Genomic DNA, 20347 nt, shown 5'->3' on the forward strand with positions numbered 1-20347 from the left:
GAGGCCCGTTTCCGGGCCGCCCACCCGACCAGTCCGCGGTCGCCGGTGCCGCCTCGGGGGAGGAGGTGCCGCGAGCGTACGGTCGGCGGCCGAGGCGACGGATCCGACATCCGACGCGCGTGCTCCACCCCCGGAGAGCATCGACGGCTGCCACCCGGGCGTGACCGCCGCGGCCACCCGAAGGCCGCCGAGGTACACAGTGACCCATCCGCCTGCTCTCGAGGCGCCCGCCCTCTCGGCGCGCAGTCTGTTCAAGGTTTTCGGCCGTGCCCCGCACGCCGCCGTCGACAAGCTCCGCTCCGGCGCCCGCCGCGACGAGATCGCCGAGCACGGGACCGCCGCCGTCATCGACGCGAGCTTCGACGTCCGACCCGGCGAGATCTTCGTCATCATGGGCCTATCGGGCTCCGGCAAGTCCACGATCATCCGCATGCTGAACGGCCTGCACGAGGCGACCGCCGGCACCGTCGAGGTGCAGGGCGACGCTCTCACCGGCGTCGGCACCGCGCGCCTGCGGTCGCTGCGCCGCGAACGCCTCGCGATGGTGTTCCAGCACTTCGCGCTGCTGCCGCATCGCACGGTCGCCGCCAACGTCGCCTACCCGCTCGAGCTGCGCGGCGTGGGCAAGGCCGAGCGTCTCGCGAAGGCGGAGGAGATCCTCGCGCTCGTCGGCCTCGACGGCTGGGGCGACAAGCTCCCCTCCGCCCTGTCCGGCGGCATGCAGCAGCGCGTCGGAATCGCGCGTGCGCTCGCCGCCGACACCGACATCCTGCTGATGGACGAGGCGTTCAGCGCCCTCGATCCGCTCATCCGCCGCGAGATGCAGGAGCAGCTCATCGAACTGCAGCGGACGCTGAAGAAGACCATCGTCTTCATCACCCACGACCTCAACGAGGCGATGTTCCTCGGCGACCGCATCGCCGTCATGCGCGACGGGCGCATCGTGCAGATCGGCACGCCCGAAGACATCCTCACCGACCCCGCCAACGACTACGTCGAGCAGTTCGTGCAGGACGTCGACCGCGCCCGCGTGCTGACCGCCGGCAACGTCATGGAGCGTCCGCGTCCGCGCGTCGACGCCTCGGCGGGCCCCCGCACGGCCCTGCGACAGATGCGCGACGCCTACATGTCGGCCGTCTACGTCACCGACCGCGACCGCAAGCCGCTCGGCATCATCACCGACCGGGATGCCATGAAGCTCGTGCGCGCGGGTGAGAGCTCGCTCGTGTCGAAGCTGCGTCCGCTGCCGCAGAGCGTGCGCGAGGACGAGGTGCTCATGAACCTGTTCGTGCCCTCGGTCGAGTCGCCCCTGCCGCTCGCCGTGCTCGACGCGGAGGGCCGCCTGACCGGCGTCATCCCGCGGGTGACCCTGCTCGCCGCCCTCGGCCCCGGTCCGACAGCCACCGAGGAGATCACCGTGCTGCCGCAGCCCCTGCCCTCCGCCGAGATCGACGCCGTGCTCGACGCGGTGCCCGCTGCCGCGGGGGTCGTGGCATCCGAGACCGAGGGGGTGCGCTGATGGATGGCTTCCGCATTCCGGTCGGATCCTGGGTGGATGCCGGCGTGGACTGGGTGCGCGACAACCTCTCGGGCGTGCTCGACCTCGTCGCCGTGGTCGTGCGTTTCCTCGTCGGAGGCCTCAGCGACGTGCTGCTCGCCGCCCCGATCGTGGTGGTCATCGTCGTCGCGGCGGCCCTCGCATGGCTGCTGCGCTCGTGGAAGCTCGCGTTGGGGACGGTGATCGGCTTCGCGCTCATCCTCGCGATGGGGCAGTGGGTCACCGCCATGCAGACGCTGGCTCTGGTGCTCGTGGCGACCGTCGTGGCCGTGGCGATCTCGGTGCCGCTGGGCATCTGGTCGGCGCGCAACCCCACGGTGCGCGCGATCCTCAAACCGGTGCTCGACTTCATGCAGACCATGCCCGCCTTCGTCTACCTGATCCCGGCGATCACGTTCTTCAGCATCGGGGTGGTGCCCGGCGTCGTCTCGACCGTCATCTTCGCGCTGCCCCCGGGCGTGCGTCTGACCGAGCTCGGCATCCGCGGGGTCGACTCCGAGACCGTCGAGGCGGGACACGCGTTCGGCGCCACGCCCGGGCAGATCCTCCGCGGCATCCAGCTTCCGCTGGCGATGCCCACGATCATGGCGGGCGTCAACCAGGTCATCATGCTCGCGCTGTCGATGGCGGTCGTCGCCGGCATCGTGGGTGCCGACGGCCTGGGCAAGGAGGTCGTGCAGTCGATCTCGACCGTCAACCTGCCCAAGGGCGTCGAGGCCGGCCTCAGCGTGGTCATCCTCGCGGTCTACCTGGATCGCCTCACCGCGGCCCTCGGCAACCGCGCCGACAACCGCGGCTCGCTGCTGGGCGTCCTCGCTCGGCGCCGGACGGCGCGGTCCGCCGCGGTCGTCACGGCCGCAGCCCCCGCGGCGCCGCACGCCGACCCCGCCTCGACGGATGCCGCAAGCGAGGCCGAGCGCGAGCAGGCGTCGCCTCGTCGCGCGCCGGTGTCGTCCGGGCGCTGAGTCGCGGCATCCCCCTCCTACGCGCGAGGGGTCAATCTTCGTCGCTTCGGCGCGCGCCAGGCGACAGAAATTGACCCCTCACGCGGGGGGCACTGAAGGAAATGCATACGAAAAGGAAGAGAACACAGTGATGAACACGCGACACCTCACCTCCGGACTCGCCCTCGGCGCCGCGGGAGCCCTGCTGCTCGCCGGCTGCGCGAGCGGCAACATGGCCGAAGGCGGCTCGGGCGACGGCGGCGAGAAGGGCACGATCACGCTCGGCTTCCTGCCCTCGTGGACCGACGGTCTCAGCACCGCGTACCTGCTCGAAGACCAGCTCGGCAAGCTCGGCTACCGCGTCGAGATGCAGACGCTCACCGAGGCGGGCCCGCTGTACACCGGCCTCGCCCAGGGCGACGTCGACATCTACCCCTCGGCCTGGCCCGAGCTCACCCACAAGTCGTACATGGACCGCTACGGCGACCAGATCGACGACCTCGGCGCGTACTACGACAACGCCACCCTCACGATCGCTGTGCCGAGCTACGTCGACATCGACTCGATCGACCAGCTGAAGGGCAACGCGTCGCGCTTCGACGGCCGCATCTACGGCATCGAGCCGGGGGCCGGTCTCACCACGCAGACGCAGGAGACGATGCTCCCCGGGTACGGCCTCGACGGCGAGTACGAGCTCGTGACCTCGTCGACCGCGGCGATGCTCACCGAGCTCGACAACGCGATCGCTGCGCAGAAGGACATCGCGGTGACGCTGTGGCGTCCGTTCTGGGCCAACGACGCCTACGACGTGAAGGACCTCGAAGACCCCCAGGGGCTGATGGGCACCCCCGAAGCGCTGCACTTCCTCGGCACCTCGGGCTTCGCCAAGCAGTACCCGGATGCCGCTGAGCTCATCGCCGGCATCCAGCTGGACGACGAGCAGTACGGCGCACTCGAAGACCTCGTGGTCAACGAGTACGGCGAGGGCCGCGAGGCCGAGGCCGTCGACGCCTGGCTGGAGCAGAACCCCGGCGCGTTCTCGACGCAGCGCTGAGATTCCACGACGACGCCCCTCCGCATCGGAGGGGCGTCGTCGTGCGTGCGGGGCGTTGCGCGACGGAAGGGGGCCTGGGCGGAGCGTTCGACCCGGTAGCCGTCGTTCTCCGGTCGGCGCCGCCCGGTCGCCGTGGACTCAGGCGATCGCGTGCGCGCCCGTGAAGCGGGTGATGAACCCGGGGTGATCGGCGGGCATCGCGAGCACCGAATCGGGCGTGCGGCCGGCGAGCTGCGGGAAGCCGGAGTCGGCGACGAGGTCGTCGTCGAGGGCGTCGAGCTCGGCCGTGACGAGCGGCCAGGGCTCGTGCGCGTTCGCGGCCCAGATCGTGCGGCCGAGGTGCCGCTCGTGGAAGCCCCAGCGGGCGGTGAGGAAGCGCGACAGCGGAGTGTCGACCGTATCGGTGCCGAGCGCGGCCCGCACGCGCGTTCCCGGATGCCGCCCCCCGTGGCGTCGCGAGCGGTACTCGATGCGCGAGCCTTCGGTGCGTACCCCCGCCCGAGCCCACCGGTACGGCAGGCCGAACATCGCCCGAGCGGCCAGCACCGGCGCGAGGTGCTCGGCCTCGAGCGTGCGGAACACCACCCCGCGGCGGCCCTCGTCGTCGATCGCGTAGGTGCGCACGTTGATCTCGGTGAAGGTGCCGAGCAGCGGCACCGGCGGCAGCGGCAGGAAGCGGAACTCGCTCAGCACGAACGGCACGAGTCCCACCCACGCCGCACCGTCGTGCACGTCGGGGTGCGTTCCCGGCGGCAGCAACGGGGCGATCTCGGCCGGGTCGACGCGCCAGTGCACGAAGACGGCGCGGTTCCATCGCTGCGCGATGACGGCGCGTCCGGGCAGGTCGGGGGCGTGGCGCTCGGTGATCACCGGGTCAGTCTGGCCCCGGGGCCTCGGCGCGGAGGGAGACTGGACAGATGACCCCGTCGTCTGGTGCAGACCCCCGGCTCGTGGCATCCATCCGCGATCTGCTCGCCGCGCGCGACGCCGACAAGACGATCTGTCCGTCGGAGGCCGCCCGTGCGGTGGGCGGCGACGACTGGCGCGACCTGATGCAGCCCGCGCGCGACGCGGCGCAGTCGTTGGTCGAGCTCGGCGAGGTCGAGGTGACGCAGAAGGGCGAGGTGGTCGACGTCACCACCGCGCGGGGGCCGGTGCGGATCCGTCGGAAGCGGTGAGACCAGCGGATCCGGAGTCGCGCGTCGGATCCGGATGCCGCGGGCCATTCCATCCGGATCTCCCGCATCCCGCGACCGAAGGAATCTGCGGGCGACGCGTCAGGCGACGGAGCCGGGCGCCTCGTCGGGTGATGGTGCCGATGCGGGGCGTCCGGCCGTTCCGCGGGGCAGTTCGAGCGCGACCTTCTTCTCGAGCACGTCGACCGCTTCGTCACTGAGCCAGATGAGTCCGTCGAGCTCCTCGCGAACGCGTCTGTAGGCCACTTGCCGTTCGTTCGGGGTCGCGGCCTGGTCGGTGGCGACGCTCAGCAACTGCTTCGCGGTGTCGAGGCGCTTGCGTTCGTCGGGCGAGAAGGCGGCGTCCTTCACACGACGCGCATCGCGCTCGGCGACGTCGAAGGCGACCTCGTAGTCGGTGACGGCCTCGCGATACTCCCGCAGTCGTTCGGGTGGAAGGGTCTCACCGTCTCGCGGACGAAGGTTGTCGGCGGCCTTCTTCGCGCGCAGGAACGCTGCCGTCAGCGGCTGACGGCCATCGCTCATGGCGGGGTAGCTGATGAGCTTCGACGCGTCGAGTTCGTAGTCGAGCCAGCGGTGGGTCACCGCGTCTTGCGCGGCGATGACGCGCCGCTGGTCGTCGACGATCGGCGGGGCGGCCGTGACCGCGGCCGCCGGCACCGCTCCGCCCTGGGCGCGGATCAGCTCGAGGCGTTCGCGATGGCGCCGGCGCGCCGCGAGCTCACGGCGCTTGCCCACCGCGCCCGTGGCGCCCATCACCATGCCGAAGACGGGAAAAGCGAGCCACCAGTGGTCAGCAGCGAAGGCCCAGAATTGCTCCACGGGCGCCATGCTACGCCGCCCGCCCCAGCGGATCTCAGGATGCCGGTGGGTGCGGCCGGTCCCGTGCGGGTGGCGGCCACACCGGACCGTTCGTCGACGCGGCACCGCCCGCGCGGGGCGCCGGGCGCTCGGCATCCGGGGCGTTCTTCGCGGTGCGCTTGGCGCCCCGATCGTTCCAGCTGCGGGCTGCGGCTCGGCCCATCGACTCCATCGAACGGGCCAGGGCGCGCTGCGCGGTGTCGGCGAGATCGGATGCCACGCGGCTCCAGGCATCGCCGGCCTCGACGCTCGGCTGCGGCTGCCCACCGCGGCGGGCCGTCTGCTCGGCGTGGTCGAAGGCGTGGGCGGCGCGACGCACGGCATCGCGGTAGGCGAGGAACTCGGCGGGTTCGAGACGGGTCTGCGGGCTGGCCGGACGCAGCCACTGAGCGCGCTCGTGCGCCCGCAGGAACTCGGCCAGGAGCGGCGAGCGGGGATCGGTCATGGCCGGGTAGTCGATGGCGAGGGCGAGATCGGTCTCGTAGGCCATCCAGCGGGCGAGGATCGCGTCGTGCTCCGCGAGCAGGCGGACGATCGGCAGGGGCGCGCTCCCCGAGCGGATCGCCGGGAGCATCACCTTGGCCGCTTTGACGCCCGCGCGTCGTGCGCGCACCTCGGCCGCGGCCGCGCGCAGGTCGCGCTGCGCATCGACGAGGCGGGCGCGGGCCGCCGACACGGCCTCGGGCGAGACCCGGGATGCCGCCCGCTCCGCCTGGGCGCGAACGACCTCGGCGTCGGCGACCTTCACGTCGGCGCGACCGCGGGCGACGGCGAGGCGCGCAGTCTGCAGGTCGAGCTGCGCGGCATCCAATTCGAGTCGGCGCGCGGCGGACTTGCTGAGCGGCCGCGAGGCCCACGCACGAGCGGCGCGGTCGCCGGTGGTCGTTACGCCGGGCGTGCTCGAACCGGCGGGAAGCGCACGGCGACGGGTACGGCGCACGCCGACCCAGCCGACGGTGCCCGCACCGGCCGCGGCGGGGCCGATCCACCACCACTCGGCGAACAGGGCCAGAAGCGGTTCCACGCCCCCATGCTACGTCGGGGCTCCGACACCGTGCTGGGTGTCAGGCCGGAATCCGCAGCAGGGGGGGAACCGGTGTCATCGCCTCGGGCGGCCTCTATCGCCGTCGGTCCGGGGATGCGAGAGTGTGCGCAAGACGATCGGGGAGGTCACCGTGAAGGTCATGCTGATCATGTGGTCCGACGGCAGCTACGAGGGGGGTGGCGACGCCGACGGCAGGGCCTGGGCGGAGTACGAGCAGACGCTCCGAGCCGACGGGGCGCTGTCGAGCTCGGGGCATTTCGCCGAACCCTCCGATGCCGGCGTGATCGTGACCGCGATCTCGCGGCATCCGGATGCCGAACCCCAGCCCTCGGCGGCCCTCTCGGGGTACTACCTGCTCGAGGTGGCCGACCGCGCCGCCGCCGAGGAGTACGCCCGGCGTGCGCCGCTGTACGGCACGGTCGAGGTGCGCCCCCTCGTGGAGTACTGACGCGCATGCGTGAAGGAGATCGCATGAGCAGCCGGCTGCAACCGCACACTCCGCCCGAGGAGATCGACGACCTCCGCCGCCGCATCGCGGCGACGCGGTGGCCCGACGACGTCGGCGACGACTGGACACGGGGTACTCGGCCGTCGGCCCTGCGTCGTCTGCTCGACGCGTGGGCCGAGGCCGACTGGTCGGCGGTCGAGCGCCGCCTCGTCGAGGAGAACCATCTGCTCGTCGGGCGCCCCGGCGCACGCCTCCACCTATGGCGGTCGGGGACGGCCGGCGCGCCCGCCGTCGTGCTCATCCACGGCTGGCCGGACAGTTTCGTCCGATTCCGCGGGGTGGCGGAGCGTCTCGGTGATCTCGACGTCGTCGTTCCGAGCATCCCCGGGTTCGGCTACAGCGATCCTGCTCCGCGCGAGGCGGGCGGGCCGCGGTGGAACGCCGAGCGCATCCTGGCCGGCCTCGACGACCTCGGCATCCGGCGGTTCGTGGTGCACGGCGGCGACCTGGGCACCGCCATCGCCGATCAGGTCGCGCTGCTCGCCCCGGATCGCATCGCGGGTCTGCATCTCACGGACGTCCCCCTGTGGCGCGCGGCGGATGATGAAGAGCTCTCCGCGGAGGAGCGGGAGTGGGTGGATGCCGCGGCGGCCTGGGAGCGCGACGAGGGCGCGTACGCCGCCGAGCAGCGCACCAAGCCGCAGACTCTGGCCGCGGGGCTCACCGACTCTCCGGCGGCGCTCGCGAGCTGGTACCTGGAGAAGTTCCAGGCGTGGGGCGACGGAGACGTCTTCGAGCGCATTCCGATGCAGCTCCTCGTGGAGAACCTGTCGGTGCACTGGTTCACGCGCACGGCCGGCAGTGCGGCACGGGTGTACTTCGATAGGCGGCGGTTCCCCCCGACCGGCGGCCCGGTGACCGTGCCGACGGCCTTCGGGCTTTTCCCGCACGACATCGACCACGGGGTGGAGTCGTTCGCGCGGCGGTGGTACCCGACGGTGCGCTTCACGCGCTTCCCCTCGGGCGGGCACTTCGGGGCGATGGAGCACCCCGACCTGCTGGCCGATGACCTTCGGGCGCTGCTCGCCAAGGCGTTCTGAGGCCCAGCGCGGCTCCCGCTCACGGAGGCGGCCGACCTGCGTGCGCTTGTCGAGGAAACGTGAGGGAGCGTCCTCTCTCGCGTCACGCGCGGCTCAACGACAGCACGTGAAGCATCACGCGGTGGACGGTGCGACGAAGACGCGCGAGCCCGACTTCTCGTGTCGGTTCCGCGCGTCGCCTCCCCGGCGTGACGGGAGGTCAAGCGGGCGGGGTGCTCGCGATGTGCGCCTGCATCGGCAGAAGGTTCTGCAGTGGCGCCATGTAGCCCTGCTCGGGCATGTCGAACACCACGCCGGCGACGCCCTGCTGCGCGAATGCGGCGAGCCACTCGACAGCGCCCGGGAGCGGAACGCTCAGCACGCGCGACGCGGCCTCCTCGTCGAGCCCCGCCGCGAGGGCTCCGCCGTGCGCGCGTTGCCGCGTGGTGAAGGCGAGCACCATCGGCCCGTTCGCGAGCTGGCCGATGAAGGGCGAGGGAGCGTCCTCGCTGCCGCGCGCGATGAACGACCAGTGGGGGAGCGCGTAGACGGCGCGCCACAGGGCGTCCATCGCCGCGAAATCGCCCGGTCGGGCGCGCGCGGCGTCGGAGAGGGCGTCGAGCGTGGCGACGGTCTCGGGCGTCGGATCGATGAGGGACATGCGGAACCGCCTCGTCTCGTGGTCAACCCAGGATCAGCGAAATCACCGTGGCGCCGCCACCCGTGAGGATGAGCGCCGCGATCACGACCCACGCGGTGATCTTGACGCGCTTCTGGCGCTTGTCGCTGAAAACTGTCATGTCGTCGTCGTCATCGGTCATCGCACGTCTCCTCTCAAGGGATTCTGGGGCTGATGCTCGGACGGGCGGGGCACTGACCCCGGCCGAAGCCGGCGGCGTCGGGACGGGCCCGACGCCGCGCGGCGTCAGGCGACGGGCTCGGCGATGGTCGGACCGAAGACCGCGGGGAGCGTCTCGGTCGACAGGCGCCGGAGCTCGGCGACGGGGACCGTGAAGACGTCTTGGATCTCGAGGGTCGCCTCGGTGCCCGGCTCGATGTCGGTCACGCCGATGCGCAGCACCGGATAGCCGCGGCCGTCGCAGAGGCCCCGGAACTTCACGTCTTCTTCGCGGGGGACGCTGACCAGCACGCGACCGGTCGACTCGCTGAACAGGGCAGCCGTGGCATCCACGCCGTCGCGCTCCATGAGCTCGGTGAGCCAGACGCGCGCCCCGACGCCGAAGCGCATGACGCCCTCGGCGAGGGCCTGCGCGAGACCGCCCGACGACAGGTCGTGCGCGCTCGAGACGAGCGACTGCGAGCCCGCGGCCTGCAGCAGCTCGGCGAGCTTGCGCTCCTGCGCGAGGTCGACCTTCGGCGGGCGGCCGCCGAGGTGGTCGTGGATGGTCCCTGCCCACTGCGAGCCGTCGAGCTCGTCGGCGGTGGTGCCGAGCAGGTAGAGGTTCTCGCCGGCATCCTGCCAGCCGCTGGGGATGCGGGCGGCGACGTCGTCGATGATGCCCATGACGCCCACGACGGGGGTCGGGTGGATCGGCTGGTCGCCGGTCTGGTTGTAGAACGAGACGTTGCCGCCCGTGACCGGGATGCCGAGCTCGAGGCATCCGTCGCTCAGACCCTCGACGGCCTGGCTGAACTGCCACATGACCTCGGGGTTCTCGGGGCTGCCGAAGTTGAGGCAGTCGGTGACGGCGGTCGGCACCGCGCCCGTGACGGCGACGTTGCGGTACGCCTCGGCCAGGGCGAGCTTGGCACCGTTGTAGGGGTCGAGCTGGTTGTAGCGGCCGTTGCAATCGGTCGCGATCGCGAAGCCGAGACCGGTCTCTTCGTCGACGCGGATCATGCCGGCGTCGTCGGGGAAGCTCAGCGCGGTGTTGCCGAGCACGTAGTAGTCGTACTGGTTGGTGATCCACGAGGTGTCGGCGAGGTTGGGGCTCGCGACGAGGGTCGTGAACTGCTGGCGGAGGGTCTCGGCATCCGTCGCCCGGGGCAGCGTCGCGGCCGAGTCGGCCTGCAGCGCGTCGATCCAGGTGGGGTAGGCGACCGGGCGCTCGTAGACGGGCCCGTCGACCGCGACGGTCGAGGGGTCGACGTCGACGATGCGCTCGCCGTACCAGTCGATGACGAGGCGGCCGTCGCCGGTGACCTCGCCGAGGACGCTCGTCTCGACGTCCCACTTGCCGACGACGGCGAGGAACGCGTCGAGCTTCTCGGGCGCGACGATCGCCATCATGCGCTCCTGCGACTCCGACATGAGGATCTCTTCGGGCGTCAGCGAGGGGTCGCGAAGCAGCACCTTCGACAGCTCGACCTTCATGCCGCTGTCGCCGTTGGCGGCCAGCTCGCTCGTGGCGCACGAGATGCCGGCGGCACCGAGGTCTTGGATGGCCTCGACGAGGTCGTCGCGGTAGAGCTCGAGGCAGCACTCGATGAGCACCTTCTCGGCGAACGGGTCGCCCACCTGCACCGCGGGACGCTTGGTGGGGCCGCCGTCGGCGAAGGTGTCGGATGCCAGGATGCTCGCGCCGCCGATGCCGTCGCCGCCGGTGCGGGCACCGAACAGCACGACCTTGTTGCCGACGCCGGTGGCGTTGGCGAGCTTGATGTCTTCGTGGCGCATGACGCCGACGGCGAGGGCGTTGACGAGCGGGTTGCCCTGGTAGACGGCGTCGAACACCGTCTCGCCGCCGATGTTGGGCAGGCCGAGGCAGTTGCCGTAGAACGAGATGCCGCTCGTGACGCCGTGCACCACGCGCGGGGTGTCGGGGTGGTCGATGGCGCCGAAGCGCAGCTGGTCCATGACGGCGACGGGGCGCGCACCCATCGAGATGATGTCGCGCACGATGCCGCCGACGCCGGTCGCGGCGCCCTGGAACGGCTCGATGTAGCTGGGGTGGTTGTGCGACTCGACCTTGAAGGTGACCGCCCAGCCGTCGCCCACGTCGACGACGCCGGCGTTCTGGCCCATGCCGACCATGAGGCGCGTCTTCATCTCGTCGCTGACCTTCTGGCCGAACTGACGCAGGTAGATCTTGCTCGACTTGTAGGAGCAGTGCTCGCTCCACATGACCGAGTACATCGCCAGCTCACCACTGGTGGGGCGGCGGCCCAGGATCTCGCGGATCTTGGCGTACTCGTCGCTCTTGAGGCCGAGCGCGCCGTACGGCTGCTCCTTCTCGGGCGTGGCGATCGCGTTCTCGACCGTATCGGCGAGGGCGGTACGGGCGGCGGGGTTCGGGGTGGTCACGCGGCTGAGCTCCAAGAATCGCAGGGGCCGGACGGGCATCAGTCTAGTTGGGCGCGCCGACATTGCCGGGGTGGGCGGCGGGACAGCCGCCGGGCGTGCGCACAACCTCCGTCATGCACGCAAAGTCAGCTCATTCGGTGGCATCCGGGCTGAGGTTGTGCGCATCGCTGAGGTTGTGCGCAGGGCTGAGGCTGGGGGCGATCCGGCGTCGGCTCAGTGATGCACGCAAAGTCAGCGCATTCCGTGGCATCCGGGCTGAGGTTGTGCACATCGCTGAGGTTGTGCGCAGGGCTGAGGCTGGGGCCGATCCGGCGTGAGCCCGGTGGTGCGTGCAGATTCGACGCACCGCGTGGCATCCGGGGGAGGTCACGAGGTTCGCCGACCGCGCGCGTGTACGGGGGAAGCGTGCGTGCACGGGGGAAGATGGAGACATCGGCGCCCGGGAGCGGCCCGCGGAGGGGGCAGCATGCGCATCGTCATCGCCCCCGACAAGTTCAAGGGCACGCTGACCGCGCGGGAAGCGGCGGATGCCATGGCCGCGGCCGTTCGTGAGCGGTGGACCGGCGCGCACGTCGCGGTCATTCCGATCGCGGACGGCGGCGACGGCACACTCGACGCCCTGGGCGGGCCGAACCGCCGCGACACGGTGACCGGTCCGCTCGGGCGCCCGGTCGATGCCGGCTGGCGCCTCGACGGTGACCTCGCCGTGATCGAATCCGCCGCGGCATCCGGGCTCGTGCTCGCCGGGGGGGCCGAGGGCAACGATCCGTGGGGCGCCACGAGCCGCGGCGTCGGCGAGCTCATCGCGCTAGCCCTCGACGCCGGCGCAGCCCGGGTGCTCGTCGGCATGGGCGGCTCGGCGATGACGGACGGCGGGCGCGGGGCCATCGAGGCGTTGGGAGAACGCGTGCCCTTCCCCGCGGGCCGGGTCGTCGCGCTCACCGACACGACGGTGACGTTCGCGGAGGCCGCGCGGGTGTTCGCACCGCAGAAGGGGGCCGACGGTCCGATGGTCGCGCGCCTCACGGCGCGCTTGGAGACGGATGCCACGGACTGGGCCGTCCGTTTCGGTCGCGACGTGCGGGCGACACCGCGCACGGGCGCCGCAGGGGGTCTCTCGGGCGCACTGTTCGCCGCGGGCGCCGACCTCGTCGACGGGGCGGCGTCCATCGCCGACGCCCTCGGCCTCCTCGCCGCGATCGCCGCCGCCGACCTCGTGCTGACGGGTGAGGGGGCCTTCGACGCCACGACGCAGGCGGGGAAGGGGCCGGGTCACGTGCTCGCGCTCGCTGCGGCCCACGGCGTGCCGGCCCTGGTCGTCGCGGGCGTCGTCACGAGTGATGCGCGCGGCCCGGGCATCACGGCCGTCGCCGACGTCGTCGGCATCGATCGTTCTCTCCGGCACGCGGCGGACGCCGTCCGCGTCGCGACGGCGCACGTTCTGGCCTCGACAGACGCCGGGCGTCAGTCGTCGTGCGCGAGGTCGCGCACGCCCTCGACCGGGGACGATCCCGCGAAGTGATGACGGAGCCGGTCCACGCCGCGCTGGGGGTGGGCGTCGGCGGCGAGATCGGCGCGCCGAGCACGGGTCTTCGCGGGGTCGAGATCCATCGCTTCGGCGCGATGCGCCTCAAGGAGCGGATCGGCCTCGCCGTCGCGGTTGAACGACCACATCAGCTTCGGTTCGCCGAGAGGCAAGGAGTGACCGCCGCCGAGGTCGTGACGACCCGTGTGCCAGGTGTGCCACGTTTTGCCGTAGCTGTTCATCAGGCGCTTCATGAGAGCCTTCTCCGCCGTGGCGGGGAGCCCGGGTGCGATGAGGGAGCCGCCCAGAATCTCGTAGTTGTGAGGATGCCAGTACTCCTGCTCTTCCTCGGGCAACGTCTCGAACACCCGCTCGGACACGATGTATTCGATGCCGATGAGGTTGGCATCCGGGGTGTTCCCGTCGAACAGGGCGGCCTGGATGAAGTCGTCGTTGACGACCCGGCAGTAGTGGTGGGCCTCCATCTGCATCGACGGGTCGTCGAGCGCGGGGTGGAAGCCGCACACGTAGACGTCGAAGTGCTTCAGCGGTGCGGTGCTCTGCAGGAGATCGGCGCCCTTCTCCAGAGCGGCGAGGCCCACGCCCTTGCGCTCTCCGTCGGGGCTCAGGGGGCTCTGGCGGTCCTTCATCACGGGGTCCTCCTTCGTCAGGAAAATCTCACCGTGCGCTCCATCGACATCGGCCGTCAGCCGGGTTGACGGGCGGCGGCGGGGTGCGGGGCGGCGCGGCCGGGGTTCGTGGTGGGATGGCCGGTATGCGCGTTTCCTCCCGCTTCGTCTCCGGCGTGCTCTGCACGGGGCTCGTGCTCGTCACGGTGGGCTGTACGGGCTCCACGGAGAACCCGTTCGACGCACTCTGCGCAGACCCGGTCGTCGTGAAATGCGATCCCGTGGACGGGCCGCTTTCGATCACGGTCGATGCCGCAGCCGCGAACGACGCCGTACAGGGCTTCGCCGGTCGGGTGCAGGATGCCGTGACGCAGACGCAGCGCGAGATCACCCTGCGCGCCGACGATCCGTCGGCGGTGCAGCTCGACCCTGAGGTCGCGACGACCCCGAAGTGGCAGTTCACGCTGCAGCCCGGCGGAACCGACGATGCGCTCGCCGGGGTTCTCCAGGCCGCGGCCGTGCCCGGAGCACGTGGCGTCTACGCGGGTCTGGGCTGGCCGTCCGCGGAGGCGGCGACCCTCGACGACGTCGAGCCGCTCATCACCGCGCTCTCATCGACGACGCTGTTCGCCGACGGGGGCACGTTCACGGTGCCCTCGTTGCGTGAGCGCTTCCGTCTCGTCTACGTGCCCGCGTTCACGACGCTGGACGGCGTGCGCGCCGTCGTCTCGGTCGCCCGGGATCATCCGGATGCCGAGGTGCTCCTCGAAGCGCCCACGGCAGGGCCGAATCAGCCGACGTTCTACGTGGCTCATCTCACTCCCGATGAGGCGACGGAACTCTCGGCGCGCTTGAGCGCGCCCGAGATGGCCGCGGCGAGCGTGCCGGGTGCGCCGCTGGAGTTCGTGCTGACCTCGCTGAGCGAGCAGGGAACGGATTCGCTCACCGGCACCTTCGGTGGCATCGCCGGCTGACCGGTCGTCGTGGCCGCGCCGCTCGCTCAGGCGGTCCTCGCGATGCGCACCCGGATGTCCTTCATCAGCGGCTGGTCGCTCTGACGGCTGTAGTCGTCGGGCCCGAGCAGCACGTTCATCTCGGGGAAGTAACCGGCCGCGCTTCCGCGAGGGGTGTCGTACTCCAGCGCGCGGAACGCGGTGACGCTGCGCACCGAGCCGTCGCGCGAGGTGGCGACGATGTCGACGAGGTCGCCTTCGGCGATGCCGCGCTCCTTCATGTCGCGCCGGTTCATGAACACCAGTTCGCGGATGTTGCGCACGCCCCGGTAGCGGTCGTCGGCCGAGTAGATCGTCGTGTTCCACTGATCGTGCGACCGCATGGTCTGCAGCACCAGCACGTCGGCTTCTTCGGGGATGACGTTCGGCAGCTCGGCCTGCGAGAACTCCGCCTTGCCCGAGGGCGTGCGGAAGTCGCGCGCGCGTGCGGGCTGCGGGATGCGGAAGCCGTAGTGCTGTCGCACGAGCTCGTTGAAGCCCTCGAAGCCCGGCAGCACCTTCGCCATCGTGTCGCGGATGCGGTCGTAGTCGCCGACGTACCACTCCCACGGGGTCGCCGAATCCGGCATGGTCGCGCGGGCGATGCGCGCGATGATCTCGGGCTCGCTGAGCAGGTGGGGCGACGCCGGTTTGCGGGAGCCGAGCGAGAGCATGACGGAGCTCATGGCATCCTCGGTCGAGATCGACTGCGGCCCGCTCTCTTGTTCGTCGCGCTCGGTGCGGCCGAGGCAGGGAAGGATCAGCGCCTGCTTGCCGTGGGTGAGGTGGCTGCGGTTCAGCTTGGTGCTGACGTGGGCGGTCAACTCGCACCGGCTCATGCCCTCGGCGGTGAGCGCGGTGTCGGGAGCGGCCCGCACGAAGTTGCCGCCCATGCCGACGAAGACCTTGAGGTCGCCGCGGTGCAGCGCCGCGACGGTGTGCACGGTGTCGAGCCCGGGCTCGCGGGGCGAGGTGATGCCGCAGACCTCGTCGAGCTTGGCCAGCCACTCCTCGGTGGGCTTGTGGTTGATGCCGCAGGTGCGGTTGCCCTGCACGTTGCTGTGGCCGCGTACGGGTGAAGGACCCGTGCCCTTGCGCCCGACGTTGCCGCGCAGCAGAAGCAGGTTGACGATCTCGCGCACGGTGTCGACGCCGTGCTGGTGCTGGCTGACGCCGAGGCACCAGCTGATGACGCAGGCCTTGGAGGCGAGGTACACCTCGGCGGCGGCGCGGATCTCGGCCTCGGTCAGACCGGCCTGCTCCACCAGCAGAGACCACGAGGTCGCTTCGACGCGGGCGCGGTACTCGTCGAGCCCGGTCGTGTACTGGTCGAGGAACGCCTGGTCGATCGCTGTCGGATCGCTCTTCGACGCCTCGAAGACGACCTTGGCCATGCCGCGGACCAGGGCCAGGTCGCCGCCCGGGCGCACCTGCAGGTTCATGGTGCTGGTCGGGGTGGAGTGGAAGGTCGCCATGTCGACGATCTCGTGCGGCACGATCGTGCGGGTGCCCGCGACCTCGCGCAGCGGATTCACGTGCACCACCTGAGCGCCCCGGTCGATCGCCTCGGCGAGGCTGGTGAGCATGCGCGGGGCGTTCGAAGCGGCATTCACACCGAGGACGAAGAGCGCGTCGCAGCTCTCCCAGTCCTCGAGGTCGGCGGTGCCCTTGCCCGTGGCGAGGGATGCCGTGAGCCCCCGGCCCGAGCCCTCGTGGCACATGTTCGAGCAGTCGGGCAGGTTGTTGGTGCCGAGCTCGCGCGCGAACAGCTGGTAGAGGAACGACGCCTCGTTGCTCAACCGGCCGGACGTGTAGAACGCCGCCTGATCGGGGGAATCGAGGGCCGTGATGTGCTGCGCGATGAGACGGAACGCGTCGTTCCACGAGATCGGCACGTAGTGGTCGGTGTCGGCGTCGTAGACCATGGGTCCGACGAGGCGCCCCGCGTCTTCGAGCTCGAAGTCGCTCCACTGCGACAGCTCGGTCACCGAGTGCGCGGCGAAGAACTCCTTGCCCACGCGCTTGTGCGTCATCTCCCACGTGACGTGCTTGATGCCGTTCTCGCAGATGTCGAGCGCAACGCCCTTGTCGTCGGGCCACGCGCAGCCGGGGCAGTCGAAGCCGCTCTTGGGGTGGTTCATCGTGAACATCGCCTTGGTGCCGGCGACGGGCTGCCGCTGTTCGAGCAGCACCTTGCCGACGGTGAGCGCAGCGCCCCAGCCGGCGGCGGGATGCTCGTAGGCGCCCGTGCTCGACCAGTCGCCGTCGACCCGCGGGCCGAGGCCCCCCTGGCGCGGCTTGTCGGTCATCAGTCCGAAGGACTCACCCATCTTTGACCCTCCGATGGTCGTGGCGCCGGGCTCGTGGCATCCGGTCGTCGTCAGCGTACGCTCGCGACCTCTGTCGCCGCGGGGGTTGTGGACGGCACCCGGATGCGATCAGCGCGGGTGTACAGATTCATGCTCGAGCCGCGAACGAACGCGGCGAGGGTGAGGCCCGCGCGCTCGGCGAGCTCGATGGCGAGCGACGACGGCGCCGACACGGCGGAGAGGATCGGGATGCCGGCCATCACGGCCTTCTGCACCAGCTCGAAGCTCACGCGGCCCGACACCTGCAGCACGGTTCCGCGCAGCGGGAGCCGGTCGTTCAGCAGGGCCCACCCGACGACCTTGTCGACCGCGTTGTGTCGGCCGACGTCTTCGCGGGCGACCAGTAACTCGCCGGTCACGACGTCGAAGAGGGCCGCGCCGTGCAGGCCGCCGGTCTTGTCGAACGTCTTCTGCTGCTCTCGCAGGCGGTCGGGGAAGGCGGCGACGTCGTGCGCCGAGACCTGGATGCCGTCGGAGGATACGTCGTAGCTCGACACCTTCTCGACAGCGTCGATGGATGCCGTGCCGCACACCCCGCACGAGCTCGTCGTGAAGAAGGATCGCGGGGTGGGCGACGCCACGCCCGGTGCGAGGGTCAGGTCGAGCACGTTGTAGGTGTTGCCGTCGGCGCCGCCGGTGCCAGGGCCACCGCAGTGGATCGCGCGGGCGAACTGGTCGCCGCGGCTGAGCACGCCCTCCGACACGAGGAAGCCGGCGGCGAGCTCGACGTCGTGCCCGGGCGTGCGCATGGTGACCGACAGCGGGGAGCCGGCGACGCGGATCTCGAGCGGTTCTTCGACCGCGATGGCATCCGGACGCTGGCGGTTCACGCCCTCGAGCGTGATGCGCGTGACGCGACGCGAGGTGGTCAGGCGGCCCATGTCAGGCGTCGGCTCCGATGGGGAAGGAGGACATGGGGGAAGCGTACGCCGGGCCACCGACATCGGGTCGGAGACGGAGGGGATCCAGCGGCGCAACCACGCCGCGGCATCCACCGAGATCGACCCCGACTCATTCGCGCGAATACAGATCTCGCAAAGTTTTTCAAGTCCCGCGTGACGTTCACCTCGTTCGGTACGTCTTAGTCATGTAGGTCGCAACACCTACCCCGGAGCATCCGGGTCACGAACTCTGAAAGGCATCGACATGGCTGAGAACACCACCCCCGCCGCCCAGAACGTCCCCCAGGCGGCATCGCGCGTGAACCGTCCCCTGGGCGCCCGCGGTGCGGAGGCGCAGACCGAGGGCAAGACCACGATCGCCGAGGGCGTCGTCGCCAAGGTCGCCGGTATCGCGGCCCGCGAGGTCGCCGGTGTGTACGCGCTCGGCGGCGGCGGAGCCCGTGCGCTCGGCGCCATCCGTGACGCGATCAACGCGACCGACCTGACGCAGGGCGTCAAGGTCGAGGTCGGCGAGACCCAGGCGGCCGCCGACATCACCGTCGTCGTCGAGTACGGTGCCCCCATCCAGGAGGTCGCCGACCAGGTGCGCGCCCGTGTCGCCGGTGCGATCAACCGTCTCGTCGGTCTCGAGGTCGTCGAGGTCAACGTCGATGTGAACGACGTCCACATCCCGGGCGACGACAACAACGACGACAGCAACGAGAAGCGCGTCCAGTGAGCGCCACGACGAAGGGCGCCCTGGTCGGACTCGTTCTGGCCCTCAGCGCTCTGATCTTCGGTTTCTGGGGCTTCATCCTCGTGGCCCTCTTCATGGCGATCGGCGTGGTCGTGGCCCGCATCACGGCGGGTGAACTCGACTTCGGCAACATCGTCAACGCCTTCAAGGGTCGGAGCACATCGTGACCACCGTCACCGCTTCTCCCGGGGTCGGCAGCCGCACGGTTGCCGGCCCCGGCCTCCCCGCCGGTCGGGTGAACATCGCCGATCGTGTGCTGCAGAAGACGGCGGAGCGGGCTGCGGCGGAGATCATCGGGGTGGATGCCAAGAGCGTGCACGTCGAGATCGTCTCGGCCCGTGACACCGCCGCCGTGCGCGTGACCACGCCGTTCCCCGTCCCGCGCCTCGACGACACCGAGGCGGTGCGCGCGGCGACGCCCGTGCTGGAGGCTGCCCGCGTGGCTCAGGGGGAGCTGAAGTCGCGGTTGGCCCGGTTATTCGGGCGGGAGATCTCTCGGGTGGATCTGACCATTTCGGGCGCGAGCGCCCCTCAGCGAAAGCGAGTGCTGTGATGACCGACACCGTCCTTCGCACCGTGGTGCGCCGCGAGACTCACTCTCCGCGCACCGTGGCCATGCTCGTCGTGGTCGTGCTGCTGCTGCTGGCTCTGGCGTATGCCGCGGTGGAGATCGTCCTGAACCTCACCGGTGCGCAGCCGCTGCTCGTCGCCCCCGGCGAGGCCCTCCAGGCCGTCGTGACCGCGCCGACCGCGTTGCAGCCGGTGGCGTTCATCGTCGGCGGTGTGGTCCTCGCGATCCTGGGTCTGATCGTGCTGGTGCTGGCGCTCAAGCCGGGCCGGTTGTCCAAGCACGAGATGGCGTGGGGCGAGCGTGCCGTCGTCGTCGACAACGGGGTGGTGGCATCCGCTCTCGCCACCCACCTCAGCAACGAGTCCGGCATCGCCCGCGACGACATCGTCGTCGGTGTCGCTCACCGCTCGGTCGATGTGACCGTGCGCCCGCCGGTGGGTATCCCCGTCGATGAGGCCCAGTTGCGCCGCATCGTCGAGGAGGAGATCACCGCCTACAAGCTGACGCCCGCCGTCCGCACCCGCGTGCGCGTCGAGCGTCCCGACACCAAGGAGTCCCGATGAATGCGACGCGTCGCGGTCTGAACCGCTTCGTCCTCTTCCTCGTCGCCGTCGTGCTGCTGGGCCTGGCGACCCTCGCCCTGCTGGTCGGGCTCGTCCCCGGCGGCACCGACACCTGGACCACCGTCATGGGCGGGTTCCAGGGCTGGCTCGAATCCCTCGGCCGGGAGTCCGCCGGGTGGGGTGCGGTCGCCGCGATCGTGGTGATCGCGATCGTCCTCATCGTCATCGCCTCCGCCGCCGTGCGCGGTCGCCGGCAGGCCGCGCTGCAGTCCACCGGCAGCGCGAATGCCGAAGGCCGCATCACCGTCACCGACGGGTTCGCGTCCGAGGCGCTGAAGAACGCCCTCGCCGAACGCGACGAGATTCTCTCCTCCCGCATCACCGCCGGCGAGGTGGGCCGCGAGTCGGTGCTGCACGTCGCCGTCACCCCGCGGCAGAACACCTCCCCCCGCGAGGTCGCCGCGCACGTCGACACCCTCGTCACCAACCTCGCCGCTCTCACCGGCCAGAACCTGCGCGCCTACATCTCCATCCACAGCGGCCTGCGCGCCAAACTCGCCCGCGAGAACACCCGCGTGCACTGACACCCCCACGAGGAGACGTCAATGAC

The 20347-nt window shown here is 70.9% G+C and carries 22 protein-coding genes; 13 read left to right on the forward strand and 9 right to left on the reverse strand.

Translation table 11 applies throughout. The features are described from left to right. Positions 1-199 precede the first annotated feature (199 nt). The 3 genes from AS029_RS15985 (at position 200) to AS029_RS15995 (ending at position 3556) form a co-directional block, all read left to right on the forward strand. Positions 200-1519: a quaternary amine ABC transporter ATP-binding protein gene (locus AS029_RS15985; RefSeq protein ID WP_058233587.1), complete on the forward strand. Its 1320-nt coding sequence runs from the start codon at positions 200-202 to the stop codon at positions 1517-1519. Next, positions 1519-2523, forward strand: coding sequence for an ABC transporter permease (locus tag AS029_RS15990; protein ID WP_058233588.1), 1005 nt, complete (start codon positions 1519-1521; stop codon positions 2521-2523). Before AS029_RS15985 ends, AS029_RS15990 begins: the two co-directional genes overlap by 1 nt. A 130-nt stretch (positions 2524-2653) precedes the next feature. After that, positions 2654-3556 (forward strand): glycine betaine ABC transporter substrate-binding protein, encoded by a 903-nt coding sequence (locus tag AS029_RS15995; RefSeq protein ID WP_058233589.1) that lies wholly within the window; start codon positions 2654-2656, stop codon positions 3554-3556. Positions 3557-3694: 138 nt separating this feature from the next. Here the strand turns inward: AS029_RS15995 and AS029_RS16000 are convergent, their stop codons facing one another. After that, complete coding sequence (locus tag AS029_RS16000; protein ID WP_058233590.1) at positions 3695-4426, reverse strand: YqjF family protein; 732 nt, start codon at positions 4424-4426, stop codon at positions 3695-3697. 47 nt (positions 4427-4473) lie between these two features. Between AS029_RS16000 and AS029_RS16005 the strand changes: the two genes are divergently transcribed. Continuing rightward, complete coding sequence (locus tag AS029_RS16005) at positions 4474-4734, forward strand: DUF3253 domain-containing protein (RefSeq protein ID WP_058233591.1); 261 nt, start codon at positions 4474-4476, stop codon at positions 4732-4734. A 99-nt stretch (positions 4735-4833) separates the two neighbouring features. On the opposite strand, the gene AS029_RS16010 is transcribed toward AS029_RS16005, so the two are convergent. Both AS029_RS16010 and AS029_RS16015 read right to left on the reverse strand, forming a co-directional pair. Beyond that, positions 4834-5574, reverse strand: coding sequence for a hypothetical protein (locus tag AS029_RS16010; protein WP_139168161.1), 741 nt, complete (start codon positions 5572-5574; stop codon positions 4834-4836). 34 nt (positions 5575-5608) lie between these two features. Beyond that, positions 5609-6637, reverse strand: coding sequence for a hypothetical protein (locus AS029_RS16015; RefSeq protein ID WP_058233593.1), 1029 nt, complete (start codon positions 6635-6637; stop codon positions 5609-5611). 124 nt (positions 6638-6761) lie between these two features. Between AS029_RS16015 and AS029_RS17400 the strand changes: the two genes are divergently transcribed. Next, the gene (locus AS029_RS17400) at positions 6762-7106 is read left to right on the forward strand and encodes a YciI family protein (protein ID WP_058233594.1); all 345 of its coding nucleotides are present in this window, start codon (positions 6762-6764) and stop codon (positions 7104-7106) included. A 23-nt stretch (positions 7107-7129) separates the two neighbouring features. Next, complete coding sequence (locus tag AS029_RS16025) at positions 7130-8206, forward strand: epoxide hydrolase family protein (RefSeq protein ID WP_058233595.1); 1077 nt, start codon at positions 7130-7132, stop codon at positions 8204-8206. Positions 8207-8405: 199 nt separating this feature from the next. On the opposite strand, the gene AS029_RS16030 is transcribed toward AS029_RS16025, so the two are convergent. The 3 genes from AS029_RS16030 to purL form a co-directional block, all read right to left on the reverse strand. Beyond that, positions 8406-8846, reverse strand: coding sequence for a hypothetical protein (locus AS029_RS16030; RefSeq protein WP_058233596.1), 441 nt, complete (start codon positions 8844-8846; stop codon positions 8406-8408). 22 nt (positions 8847-8868) lie between these two features. Then, on the reverse strand, positions 8869-9006 hold the full coding sequence (locus AS029_RS17725; RefSeq protein WP_167345291.1) for a hypothetical protein: 138 nt from the start codon (positions 9004-9006) through the stop codon (positions 8869-8871). Positions 9007-9110: 104 nt separating this feature from the next. Further along, positions 9111-11489, reverse strand: coding sequence for a phosphoribosylformylglycinamidine synthase subunit PurL (gene purL, locus AS029_RS16035; protein WP_228375978.1), 2379 nt, complete (start codon positions 11487-11489; stop codon positions 9111-9113). A gap of 427 nt (positions 11490-11916) precedes the next feature. Here purL and AS029_RS16040 point away from each other — a divergent pair, with 427 nt between their 5' ends. Continuing rightward, entirely contained in the window at positions 11917-12972 is a 1056-nt protein-coding gene (locus tag AS029_RS16040) for a glycerate kinase (protein ID WP_058233597.1), read from the forward strand. Here the strand turns inward: AS029_RS16040 and AS029_RS16045 are convergent. Continuing rightward, positions 12915-13625 (reverse strand): OBAP family protein, encoded by a 711-nt coding sequence (locus AS029_RS16045; RefSeq protein ID WP_058233598.1) that lies wholly within the window; start codon positions 13623-13625, stop codon positions 12915-12917. The two genes, AS029_RS16040 and AS029_RS16045, sit on opposite strands and share 58 nt — an antisense overlap. Before the next feature lie 125 nt (positions 13626-13750). Here AS029_RS16045 and AS029_RS16050 point away from each other — a divergent pair, with 125 nt between their 5' ends. Then, the gene (locus AS029_RS16050) at positions 13751-14578 is read left to right on the forward strand and encodes a hypothetical protein (RefSeq protein ID WP_139168163.1); all 828 of its coding nucleotides are present in this window, start codon (positions 13751-13753) and stop codon (positions 14576-14578) included. Between the two features lie 26 nt (positions 14579-14604). On the opposite strand, the gene AS029_RS16055 is transcribed toward AS029_RS16050, so the two are convergent. Then, positions 14605-16926, reverse strand: coding sequence for an FdhF/YdeP family oxidoreductase (locus tag AS029_RS16055; RefSeq protein WP_058233600.1), 2322 nt, complete (start codon positions 16924-16926; stop codon positions 14605-14607). 50 nt (positions 16927-16976) lie between these two features. Continuing rightward, on the reverse strand, positions 16977-17846 hold the full coding sequence (fdhD, locus tag AS029_RS16060) for a formate dehydrogenase accessory sulfurtransferase FdhD (RefSeq protein WP_058233601.1): 870 nt from the start codon (positions 17844-17846) through the stop codon (positions 16977-16979). 265 nt (positions 17847-18111) lie between these two features. Here fdhD and AS029_RS16065 point away from each other — a divergent pair, with 265 nt between their 5' ends. From AS029_RS16065 to AS029_RS16085, 5 genes are read left to right on the forward strand one after another with little or no spacing between them, the layout of a single operon-like run. Further along, a complete protein-coding gene (locus AS029_RS16065; RefSeq protein WP_058233602.1) occupies positions 18112-18585 on the forward strand; it encodes an Asp23/Gls24 family envelope stress response protein in 474 nt (157 codons plus the stop codon). Continuing rightward, positions 18582-18770 (forward strand): DUF2273 domain-containing protein, encoded by a 189-nt coding sequence (locus tag AS029_RS16070; RefSeq protein WP_056225276.1) that lies wholly within the window; start codon positions 18582-18584, stop codon positions 18768-18770. The genes AS029_RS16065 and AS029_RS16070 overlap by 4 nt, the downstream gene beginning before the upstream one ends. Then, positions 18767-19156 carry an Asp23/Gls24 family envelope stress response protein gene (locus AS029_RS16075; protein WP_058233603.1) on the forward strand — a complete coding sequence of 130 codons (390 nt, stop codon included), beginning with the start codon at positions 18767-18769 and terminating at the stop codon, positions 19154-19156. The genes AS029_RS16070 and AS029_RS16075 overlap by 4 nt, the downstream gene beginning before the upstream one ends. After that, positions 19156-19737 (forward strand): Asp23/Gls24 family envelope stress response protein, encoded by a 582-nt coding sequence (locus AS029_RS16080; RefSeq protein ID WP_058233604.1) that lies wholly within the window; start codon positions 19156-19158, stop codon positions 19735-19737. Before AS029_RS16075 ends, AS029_RS16080 begins: the two co-directional genes overlap by 1 nt. Continuing rightward, a complete protein-coding gene (locus AS029_RS16085) occupies positions 19734-20321 on the forward strand; it encodes a hypothetical protein (RefSeq protein ID WP_058230583.1) in 588 nt (195 codons plus the stop codon). The genes AS029_RS16080 and AS029_RS16085 overlap by 4 nt, the downstream gene beginning before the upstream one ends. The last annotated feature ends 26 nt before the right edge of the window (positions 20322-20347 follow it).

The sequence above is a fragment of the Microbacterium enclense genome (genome assembly GCF_001456955.1).
Lineage (GTDB): Bacteria > Actinomycetota > Actinomycetes > Actinomycetales > Microbacteriaceae > Microbacterium > Microbacterium enclense.